This window comes from Bacteroides sp. MSSM.1001136sp1_RTP21357st2_D2_RTP21359_211015, assembly GCF_040913205.1.
GTDB classification, from domain to species: Bacteria; Bacteroidota; Bacteroidia; order Bacteroidales; family Bacteroidaceae; genus Bacteroides; species Bacteroides ovatus.
Map to the genome: position 1 here is coordinate 42,248 of NZ_JBDFVF010000044.1, position 10,163 is coordinate 52,410.

8 protein-coding genes are annotated in these 10,163 nt (G+C 42.6%); 4 read left to right on the top strand and 4 right to left on the bottom strand.

The window, feature by feature from the left end; genetic code table 11:
- Nucleotides 1-39: 39 nt before the first annotated feature.
- Nucleotides 40-1,491, bottom strand: coding sequence for a DUF3868 domain-containing protein (locus tag AB5217_RS22155; protein WP_032847193.1), 1,452 nt, complete (start codon nucleotides 1,489-1,491; stop codon nucleotides 40-42).
- Nucleotides 1,492-1,515: 24 nt separating this feature from the next.
- Nucleotides 1,516-2,103, bottom strand: coding sequence for a DUF3575 domain-containing protein (locus AB5217_RS22160; RefSeq protein WP_032847187.1), 588 nt, complete (start codon nucleotides 2,101-2,103; stop codon nucleotides 1,516-1,518).
- Nucleotides 2,104-2,351: 248 nt separating this feature from the next.
- On the opposite strand from AB5217_RS22160, the gene AB5217_RS22165 reads away from it, so the two are divergent.
- From AB5217_RS22165 to AB5217_RS22180, 4 genes are all read left to right on the top strand, one after another.
- A complete protein-coding gene (locus AB5217_RS22165; protein ID WP_004304130.1) occupies nucleotides 2,352-3,896 on the top strand; it encodes an acyl-CoA carboxylase subunit beta in 1,545 nt (514 codons plus the stop codon).
- A gap of 78 nt (nucleotides 3,897-3,974) precedes the next feature.
- The gene (gene accC, locus AB5217_RS22170; protein WP_004304129.1) at nucleotides 3,975-5,486 is read left to right on the top strand and encodes an acetyl-CoA carboxylase biotin carboxylase subunit; all 1,512 of its coding nucleotides are present in this window, start codon (nucleotides 3,975-3,977) and stop codon (nucleotides 5,484-5,486) included.
- Nucleotides 5,487-5,515: 29 nt separating this feature from the next.
- Nucleotides 5,516-6,040: a biotin/lipoyl-containing protein gene (locus AB5217_RS22175; protein WP_004297139.1), complete on the top strand. Its 525-nt coding sequence runs from the start codon at nucleotides 5,516-5,518 to the stop codon at nucleotides 6,038-6,040.
- Between the two features lie 88 nt (nucleotides 6,041-6,128).
- Nucleotides 6,129-8,486, top strand: coding sequence for a PAS domain-containing protein (locus tag AB5217_RS22180; RefSeq protein ID WP_008999986.1), 2,358 nt, complete (start codon nucleotides 6,129-6,131; stop codon nucleotides 8,484-8,486).
- 106 nt (nucleotides 8,487-8,592) lie between these two features.
- Here the strand turns inward: AB5217_RS22180 and bioD are convergent, their stop codons facing one another.
- On the bottom strand, nucleotides 8,593-9,246 hold the full coding sequence (gene bioD / locus AB5217_RS22185) for a dethiobiotin synthase (protein ID WP_004297136.1): 654 nt from the start codon (nucleotides 9,244-9,246) through the stop codon (nucleotides 8,593-8,595).
- The gene (gene bioC / locus AB5217_RS22190; RefSeq protein ID WP_008999987.1) at nucleotides 9,243-10,085 is read right to left on the bottom strand and encodes a malonyl-ACP O-methyltransferase BioC; all 843 of its coding nucleotides are present in this window, start codon (nucleotides 10,083-10,085) and stop codon (nucleotides 9,243-9,245) included. Before bioC ends, bioD begins: the two co-directional genes overlap by 4 nt.
- Nucleotides 10,086-10,163: the final 78 nt, after the last annotated feature.

Here is a 10,163-nt window from a genome sequence, read left to right on the forward strand (position 1 = left end):
CGCCCCACTTTGGTCGGTTGAATAAATAGATTTTTCTGTTTATTTCATCTTCACACTTAAAATTTGTTGTAATTGTTTTAAGTTGGCAAGGGCAGCTTCGTTACCTAGCTTTGCTGCCTGCTCGAATGCGGCCATGGCACGCTTAATGTCTCCGTTAAGGAAATTGTAGACTCCGGTATTGTTTATGAATTCGGCGGTATTGTGATCGGCTTTCTCCATAAACTTCACTGCTGCATTCAAATCTTTTTGTGATAATGCGACGGCTCCTGCGTTCAGGTTGGCTACGGCGTCAGTAGGATACATGCGTACAGCGATATCAAATACATTAACAAAATCTTTGCTGCCTTTCGGATAACTGTTAGCTACCTGATACATTTCGTTCAGACTAAGATACTTCGGATTTTCACGTATAATGATGCGTCCTTGTTCAACATCAAAGTTAACAACGGTGTAGTCAATTTTGCAATTCACTTTACGCAGTCCCGGATAAATCTCTTTCAACATGGTACGGTAAGGGGCTCCACCACCTACGCGCATGATTTCCTGTTTACGTTTGGCATCATCAGTCGTATTTTTGATGATGTTCAGGAATGTTTCCTTCTCCTTCATCGAAGAAGATTGGAGTGCTTTTACCAATCCATCCCAGTTCTCACCACCAAAAGTCACTTTATATAGTTTGGAAGACACTTTTTCGTTCTTAACCAGATAATCCTTCAAAGCTTCCGCACGTTTTTTGGAAAGCTGTTCATTGAAGGCAAGAGGTCCTTCCGGAGAGGCGAAACCTTCGATACTGATACCTTTTACAGTCAGGTTCCGGTCATTCTGTATTTTGTCAAACATGGCATGGATATTCACCAATTCAGCATGATTGTTCATGAAGTCGGTAAGGATCACCGATTTGTTGACCGGAAAATCCAGATGAGCTTCATATTGTTCGCTACGGTTTTTGACCACTTCTACGGTTGGCTGAATATAGGCAATGATAGGAGACATGGCACTTAAACGTTTGGCTTCGGTAGATACATCATTGGTAATCAGTTCCTGTGCATTCATTTCCTGATAATTGCCGCATCCGCATAGATTCTCTACAAGTTGTAAACTGGCATTAGCCATCCAGGGTTTGTAAGGAATCACCTGCGTATAATTAAAAGTTTCCCTTTTATTATAAGGAACGATAATGGCGGTAGGTTCTTGCTTAGTGATTGCCAGACTACGGATATATGCTTTTTCGCGTCTTTTACCATTGACGATGATTTCTTGCAAGGGTACATTATGCTGTCCGTCCGTCAGCAGGGGAATAAGGCTTAAACTTCGGGCGGAACCTATTGTCAGATTCTTCATGTCGAAGGTCATGCCGACATAAAGAGAGTTACCTTGTTGCCATAAAGATACGTTCGAGAGAGTGAGCGCATCGTTCAGGAATTTTTGTGCATGAGCCGGTAGGATGGCGGCTGCAAAAGCTATAAATAGATAAATAAGTTTTCTTTTCATCATTGTAAGTTTTAGAGAGTTCGATTATTTGATGACATAAATGAAACTAAGACCGATTTTGGTCGGACCAAAATAATTGCGGGTGTTATGTCCCAACTTTTCACCTCCGTCACCACGAGCATACTTATCATATTCCAGACGGGTGTATCCCACTCCGATGGTAGCTTCCATACTCCATCGTTTGCTTATGATCCATTGATATCCGTAGGAAATACCGGCTCCGTACAGATTGCCGTCGTAACGGTCATGTCCCATTCCGAATATATTCAGATTGCTGACATTCATTTCTCCGTAATGTCCGTGCAAACCGAAGAAACTTCCGTTGAAACGTTCGCAGAGCCAATAGCGTAATTCCGGCTGAACGAGCCAATGTTTGATTTGACGGTCGTCACCAAACTTCCACGGATTGTAGTTACCGGATATGTCGAGAGTCAGTTTCTTTGCCAATCCCACTTCGATTCCTAAATTGGGCGTAGAAGTGGCCCAATAGAGAGCATTGGTCTTGATGGCAAATTTGGGTAGATAGGTTTCATTCCGTTGTACCTGTGCATGAATACTTGTACCGAACACGAGCAGGAAACCGGCTGCTAATAAGATTTTAATTGTTCTCATTTTGTTAGGGTATAGGTTTTATTAAAAATGATAAGCGATAAACAGAAAAGCGGGGAAGTTTGTTGTCGCAACCTGCAAAAAAAGCTCCCTAAATAAATGGATAAAGATGTTTTAAGGCATAAATGCTAACAATTTCCACGCATGATGCGTTCATTATATAAAAGTACCTTTGTGTAATCAATATGACAATGATTTCATTTATTACTGTTTATTTTTACACACACATACAACTTTAATAATTACAGCCTATGAAAGAGCTTATTAGCAACCTGGAAGAACTGAACAGGAAAGCAGAAAAAGGCGGCGGAGACGCTCGCATTGAAAAACAACATTCTGTGGGCAAGCTGACCGCCCGTGAACGCATCGATTTATTATTGGAGAAAGGTTCGTTTATCGAACTGGATAAGTTGGTAACCCATCGGTGTACCGATTTCGGTATGGAAAAGCAGAAATTCGCTGGAGACGGGGTGGTGACGGGATATGGTATGATTGGCAAGCGCCTGGTTTATGTATTCGCACAGGATTTCACCGTATTTGGAGGAGCTCTTTCGGAAACGCACGCTAAGAAAATTTGTAAAGTGATGGACATGGCCATGCAGATGGGAGCACCCATCATCGGATTGAATGACTCGGGAGGTGCACGAATTCAGGAAGGAGTACGTTCTTTGGCCGGATATGCCGAGATATTCCTGCGCAATTCTATGGCATCCGGAGTGATTCCACAGATTAGCGCAATCATGGGACCTTGTGCCGGTGGTGCTGTTTATTCTCCTGCATTGACCGATTTTATTTTGATGGTGAAAAACTCCGGTTATATGTTTATTACAGGACCGGATGTGGTGAGAAGCGTGACACAGGAAGAAGTGACAAAAGAAGAACTCGGTGGAGTAGGCGTGCACATGACAAAGTCCGGTGTAGCCCATCTTTCTGCGGAAAACGATATTGAGTGCATCAATTATATTCGTGAATTGATCTCCTATCTGCCGGGGAATAATATGGAAGAGCCTCCGTTTGTAGCGACCAGCGATTCGCCGACTCGCCTGACTCCGGAACTGGCAGATTTGATTCCGTCCAATCCGAATCAGCCGTATAATATAAAAGAGATGATAGAAGCGGTGGCTGATGATAATAGTTTCTTCGAGCTTCAGGCAGAATATGCTGCGAATATTGTGACGGGATATATCCGCCTGAATGGAAAAACGGTGGGAGTGGTGGCTAATCAGCCATTGGTGCTTGCTGGTACACTGGATATCAATGCGTCTATCAAAGCCGCTCGTTTTGTCCGCTTCTGTGATGCTTTCAATATCCCTTTACTGACACTGGTAGATGTTCCGGGATTCCTTCCGGGAATCGATCAGGAATATGGCGGAATTATCCGTAACGGGGCAAAATTACTTTATGCTTATTGTGAGGCTACGGTGCCGAAAGTGACGGTTATTACCCGCAAAGCATACGGTGGTGCTTACGATGTGATGAGTTCCAAGCATATCCGTGGAGATGTAAATCTTGCTTTCCCTACCGCCGAAATCGCGGTGATGGGACCGGATGGAGCTGTGAATATCCTTTTCCGTAAGGAAATAGATAAAGCCGAGAAACCCGAAGAGAAACGGAAAGAACTTCAGGATGATTATCGCGGAAAGTTTGCCAATCCTTACCGGGCGGCGGAACTGGGATATGTGGATGAAGTGATCGATCCGGCAGTAACCCGTTTGCGGTTGATTCGAAGTTTCGAGATGCTTGCCAACAAACGGCAGTCGAATCCTCCAAAGAAACATTCTAATCTACCGCTGTAAGCCTGTTTATGGATTAAATCCGTGCCTAAAATTATTAAATTGCTCTTTTAAGTTTTGACTTCTAAAAAGAAAAAGATTATGATAAAAAAAATATTAGTAGCCAACCGGGGTGAGATAGCGATGCGCATCTTTCGGACTTGTCGGGTGATGAATATCTCGACAGTGGCTGTTTATACCCATGTAGACCGCGGAGCTTTGCACGTGCGTTATGCGGAAGAAGCCTATTGCATCTCCGAATCGCCCGAAGATACCTCCTACCTAAAGCCGGAATTGATATTGTCCATTGCCAAAAAGACCGGAGCCGCTATTCATCCGGGATATGGTTTCCTGTCGGAGAATGCGGATTTTGCCCGCCGTTGCGAAGAAGAGGGAGTGATTTTTATCGGACCGAGTGCGGATATTATTTCCAAAATGGGAATCAAGACGGAGGCCCGTAAGATTATGCGGGAAGCAGGATTGCCTATTGTGCCCGGAACCGAAACACCCGTACAGGGCATTGATGAAGTGAAGAAGGTAGCTAATGAAGTTGGCTATCCCATTATGCTGAAAGCACTTGCGGGAGGTGGAGGAAAAGGTATGCGTCTGGTACGTACGGAAGAAGAGGTGGAAACTGCTCTCCGTTTGTCGCAATCCGAAGCAGGGACATCCTTTGGCAATGATGCGGTTTATATTGAAAAATATATTGAGAATCCGCATCATATCGAAGTTCAGATCATGGGAGATAAGTATGGAAATGTCGTTCATCTGTATGAACGTGAATGTTCCATTCAGCGTCGTAACCAAAAGGTGATAGAAGAAAGTCCTTCTCCTTTTGTGAAAGAGGAGACGAGAAAGAAGATGTTGAAGGTAGCTGTGGAAGCCTGTAAAAAAATAGGTTATTACAGTGCCGGGACATTGGAGTTTATGATGGATAAGGACCAGAACTTCTATTTTCTCGAGATGAATACCCGTTTGCAGGTAGAGCATCCTGTGACGGAGGAGTGCACAGGCGTTGACTTGGTACGGGATATGATAACTGTTGCTGCCGGAAATCCATTACCTTACAAACAGGATGATATTGAGTTTAGCGGAGCAGCGATCGAATGTCGTATTTACGCCGAAGATCCGGAGAATAACTTCATGCCTTCTCCCGGTGTGATTACTGTCCGTGAAGCTCCCGAGGGACGTAACCTGCGTCTTGACAGTGCCGCTTATGCGGGATTTGAAGTCTCTTTGCATTATGACCCGATGATTGCAAAGCTTTGTTGTTGGGGACGTACCCGTGCTTCGGCCATTTCTAATATGGCACGTGCTCTGCGCGAGTATAAGATTCTGGGAATCAAAACGACGATTCCTTTCCATCAACGTGTATTGAAGAATGCGGCTTTCCTGAAAGGTGAATATGACACGACGTTTATTGATACACGCTTCGATAAGGAAGACCTGAAACGTCGTCAGAATACAGATCCGACAGTGGCTGTCATTGCTGCCGCAGTGCGACATTACGAGCGCGAGAAAGAAGCGGCTTCCCGTGCAACAACACTCCCGGTAGTAGGAGAATCACTCTGGAAGTATTATGGTAAATTGCAGATGACTGCTAATAATTATTGATTTGAGACTAATAAATAACGGAACAGATTATGGGTACAACATTAGCTACATATTACGCCAAGCTCCAGGATATGCCGGACAGTGAATATAAGGTAGAAATTCTGGAGGACGGGCCAATCAAGAAGATTGCAGTCAATGGTAAGATATATGAGGTCGATTATAACATGGGTGGCGACTCTATCCATTCGATCATCATCGATCACCACTCGCATGGAGTGCAGATTTCTCCTTCTTCCAATAATTCATATACGATTATGAATAAAGGGGAGCTTTATCAGATTGAATTGCAGGGAGAAATGGAGAAGATACATAATGCCCGCACTGCTGCTGAATCCGTAGGGCGTCAGGTGGTACAGGCACCGATGCCGGGAGTTATTCTGAAGACGTATGTAAAGAAAGGAGATCTCGTGAAGCGGGGTGATCCGCTTTGTGTATTGGTGGCGATGAAAATGGAGAATGAGATACGTTCGGTGACGGATGGAGTTGTGAAAGAAGTATTCGTGGAAGATGGCATGAAGGTGGGATTGAACGACCGGATTATGGTAATTGAGTAATTCTTTGAAAAAAACGGGGTAAATACGTGCTTTTATTCAAAAAAATATTTACTTTTGGCAGATAAGTACGTATTTACACCGTTACATTATGAGCATCGAACAAAGCAAAGAAGCATTATTAGAACAGTTAGAAGCACTTAAAAAAGAAAACGAGCAGCTTAGAAAAGAACTTTCTACCCTTAGGGATGAGAAATATAACGATCGTCCTGTTAGTTTTAAAGAAAAATATGCTGTTAGAATACTAGACTCTCTTCCTGATATGCTGACTGTCTTCAATCAGAGTGAGGTAGGTATTGAAGTTGTTTCCAATGAGGAAACCAACCATGTAGGAATATCAAACAAGGATTTTAGAGGGATGCGTATGCAGGATATGGTTCCACCGGAAGCATATCAGAATATTCACTCCAATATGCGTCATGCTATCACCACCGGAACTGTTTCAACTGCACACCATGAACTGGATTTTAATGGTGAACGCCATTATTACGAGAACCGTATCTTTCCGTTGGATGAGGAATATGTGCTGATCATGTGTCGTGATATAACGGAACGAGTGGCTACCCAAAGACAATTGGAAGTTTTTAAAAGTGTGCTTGATAAGGTGAGTGACAGTATTCTTGCTGTGGCGGAAGATGGAACGCTGGTTTATGCAAATAAGCAATTTATAGAAGAATACGGTGTAACGCAGGAGTTGGGTACACAAAAAATATATGATTTGCGTGTCTCTATGACCAACAAGGAGGCATGGGAACAAAAGCTCCAGGTGATACGCGATCATGAAGGAAGTCTGGCTTATCGGGCGGCTTATATACCTTACGGGCATACGAAGGAGAGAGTACATCAGGTATCTACTTTCCTGATTCGTGAAAATAATCAGGAACTCACCTGGTTTTTTACGCAGGACATTACCGATGTTATCAAGAAACGGGATGAACTCCGTGAACTGAATCTGTTATTAGATGGCATTTTAAATAATATTCCGGTCTATTTGTTTGTGAAAGATCCAGAAGATGATCTTAGATATTTATATTGGAATAAGGCATTTGCCGATCATTCGGGTATTCCGGCATCTAAAGCTATCGGGCATACGGATTATGAGATATTTCCGGTGCACGGAGACGCGGAGAAATTCCGTAAGGATGATTTGGAATTACTCCAGACTCATAAGCGTATTGATATGCAGGAAACTTATCTGTCCGCTAATGGAGAAGCACGTATCGTGCAAACTTTGAAAGCACTCGTACCGATGGAGGGACGTAAACCGTTGCTGATTGGCATTTCGTGGGATATTACTAATCTTCAGAATATTGAGCAGGAACTAATCAAGGCAAGGATTAAAGCGGAGCAATCCGACAGATTGAAAAGTGCTTTCCTTGCTAACATGAGTCATGAGATCCGGACCCCGCTGAATGCCATTGTAGGATTCTCCCAATTATTGCCTTCTGCCGAAACTGCTGAAGAGAAAAAGCTCTATTCGGGTATTATCAATCAGAATTCGGATATCTTGTTGCAATTGATTAATGATATTCTGGATTTATCGAAGATAGAAGCCGGAACACTGGAATATATCAAACGTCCAATGAATCTGGGAGAGGTTTGCCGAACAATTTATACTGTTCATAAAGAACGTGTGAAAGAAGGGGTAACTCTTGTTTTTGATAATGAGGAGGAGGATTTGCTCATGGAGGGAGATCAGAACCGTATCATGCAGGTGATAACGAATTTCCTGACTAATGCAAGTAAGTTTACCTATGAAGGAGAGATCCGTTTAGGTTTTGGACGAATGGATAAAGATATTCGTGTGTATGTAAAGGATACAGGAATAGGGATAGAACCGGAAAAGGTAGATCATATCTTCGAGCGTTTTGTCAAACTGAACTCTTTTGCCCAAGGGACAGGATTAGGTCTGTCTATCTGTCGGATGATTATCGAAAAAATCGGTGGAGAAATAGGGGTGACTTCCGAACTGGGTAAAGGCTCCACATTCTATTTCACGATCCCTTATGAAGAAACCGGAGAGCATGGTAAATTCTTTAAAGAGTCGAAAGTGGTATCTAAAGGAAATACAGTCAATCGTGTACAACAGATTAAGAAGATTCTGGTAGCAGAAGATGTGGAGAGCAATTTTATCTTGCTGAAGAATCTGATTGGCAGGGAATATACATTGCTTTGGGCTAAAGACGGAGTGGAAGCTATCGAAATGTATAAGCAGTACCAACCGGACTTAATCCTGATGGATGTAAAAATGCCGCGTATGGATGGACTGGAAGCAACCCATATTATCCGCTCTTATTCTAAAGAAATTCCGATCATTGCTTTGACGGCTTATGCTTTTGAGGCGGATAAAGAATTGGCATTGGAGATGGGTTGTAATGACTTTGTGACCAAACCGATTTCGGAAAGAACATTGAGAAAGGCTTTAGATAAATATTCGACTACTGTTTAAAAAAAGGGATTATGGCTATATGTATCCGGTGAAAGTTACTTATGATAGCCATAATCCACAAAAGAGTACGATTGTTGTCGAGTGAAAGTAGTCGGTGATTGTTTTTCTATAGATTCTTTTTTATTTCCGGAACCAGTATAAACTTCGTTTCCGGAAAATACTTTTTCAGCCAGGTTCGGATAAATTCCATTGTATCATTCTGAATTGTCTTGTCTTCTACGGTAGGATATAAATTATATAATACGGTATCTAGTACAATGCCGCGTTTTTGTATTGCTTCGAGACTAAGCAGGGTATGATTGATACTCCCCAGTTTGCCCGAAGTAACAAAGATAAGCGGATATTTTTCTTGGACGATGTAGTCAATGGTTAAAAGTTCAGTAGTGAGGGGAACCATAAGGCCGCCTGCTCCTTCGAGTAAAACAGAGTCATACCGTTCACTCAATTCTTCGGTCGCACGTTTTATTTTATCAAAGTCGATGGGACGGTTATCTAGCTGGGAAGCAAGATGCGGAGAGGCGGGATAAGAGAAAATCTCCGGCATGGTTAGTCCCTCTTGGTCTTCTTTGGTGAAAGGGATTCCCATGATTTGCCGATGTAGGTCAATATCTTCGGAATGACCTACATTTCCCGTTTGAATAAATTTCTGGGTGATGGTGCGATGGCCATTCTTGTTCCATTCACGAGCTAGAAAGCCGGTGGCATAGCTTTTTCCGGCATCAGTGTCGATACCGCTTACGAAATATACATTCTGTTTCATACTTTTTTCTTTTTTGCGATGATATAAATGGGATGATATGTTAAGGACACAGAAGCGCCCTGAGTAAATTCCTGCGTGTAACGTTCACAGAAGAGTTGCAAGTCACGACGAGTCCATTGTTGTTGGGGGAGATTGTTCTTAAAATTATTTTTTGAATTGTTGTCTGATGAACACAAATCGTTCTCTTGTTTTCCGGTAGGAGAGGATTGCGTTGATAAGCCATTGACTCCGGTTTGCTTCAAGTGATATAGTACTTTTATCGGGTCTTCGAACGAAAGCGGGATAAGCTCTTCTTCTGAATACAGTATGTCAAAATGGGGTGACAAAGCTACTTCGAGCTCTTCCCGTGAACGATAAGGAAGTCCGTTGCCGGTAAGTTCGCGTATTTCTTTCATGTTTTCTTTTCCAAAAGTGCTAAAAGCAAAATAACCCTGATTATTGAGTAGGGTATTACACCTTTCGAAAAAGTTTTCCGGTGATTCGAACCATTGCAAGGCGGAGCAGGAAGTTATCAATGTACTTTCGGTGGGGAAAGAGACTGTTTCGGCATCTCCCGGAAGAAAAGAAACCTGCTTCTTCATTAATAAGTCCTCACAGCAATATTTCATATCGGGGCAAAGGTCATTAAGTAATAACTCTTCCGGACGGAGGGCTTGGAGTAGCATACGGGAGTAAATACCGGTTCCGCAGCCAAATTCAATTACTTTCGAGCAGGGAGAAGGTATGTGTTCTGTAAGCAAACGAATCATTTTACCTGCTATTTGCCGTTGCACGTTTGCTTCCTTTGGATAGGTAGTGATAGCTTTTGAAAAACGTTCTGCGATTAGTCGTTTATTCATAATCAATATTTGTTTAATAGGCTGATATACTTGATAATCACTTTATTTTAAAATGATGGATGCATCAGTTCTCCGGCT

What these genes read in the sequence shown, in the direction of transcription:
- AB5217_RS22155 (WP_032847193.1), bottom strand. Translation starts at nt 1,491, where the DNA reads ATGAAAAGAAAACTTATTTATCTATTTATAGCTTTTGCAGCCGCCATC.
- AB5217_RS22160 (WP_032847187.1), bottom strand. Translation starts at nt 2,103, where the DNA reads ATGAGAACAATTAAAATCTTATTAGCAGCCGGTTTCCTGCTCGTGTTC.
- AB5217_RS22165 (WP_004304130.1), top strand. Translation starts at nt 2,352, where the DNA reads ATGAAAGAGCTTATTAGCAACCTGGAAGAACTGAACAGGAAAGCAGAA.
- accC (WP_004304129.1), top strand. Translation starts at nt 3,975, where the DNA reads ATGATAAAAAAAATATTAGTAGCCAACCGGGGTGAGATAGCGATGCGC.
- AB5217_RS22175 (WP_004297139.1), top strand. Translation starts at nt 5,516, where the DNA reads ATGGGTACAACATTAGCTACATATTACGCCAAGCTCCAGGATATGCCG.
- AB5217_RS22180 (WP_008999986.1), top strand. Translation starts at nt 6,129, where the DNA reads ATGAGCATCGAACAAAGCAAAGAAGCATTATTAGAACAGTTAGAAGCA.
- bioD (WP_004297136.1), bottom strand. Translation starts at nt 9,246, where the DNA reads ATGAAACAGAATGTATATTTCGTAAGCGGTATCGACACTGATGCCGGA.
- bioC (WP_008999987.1), bottom strand. Translation starts at nt 10,085, where the DNA reads ATGAATAAACGACTAATCGCAGAACGTTTTTCAAAAGCTATCACTACC.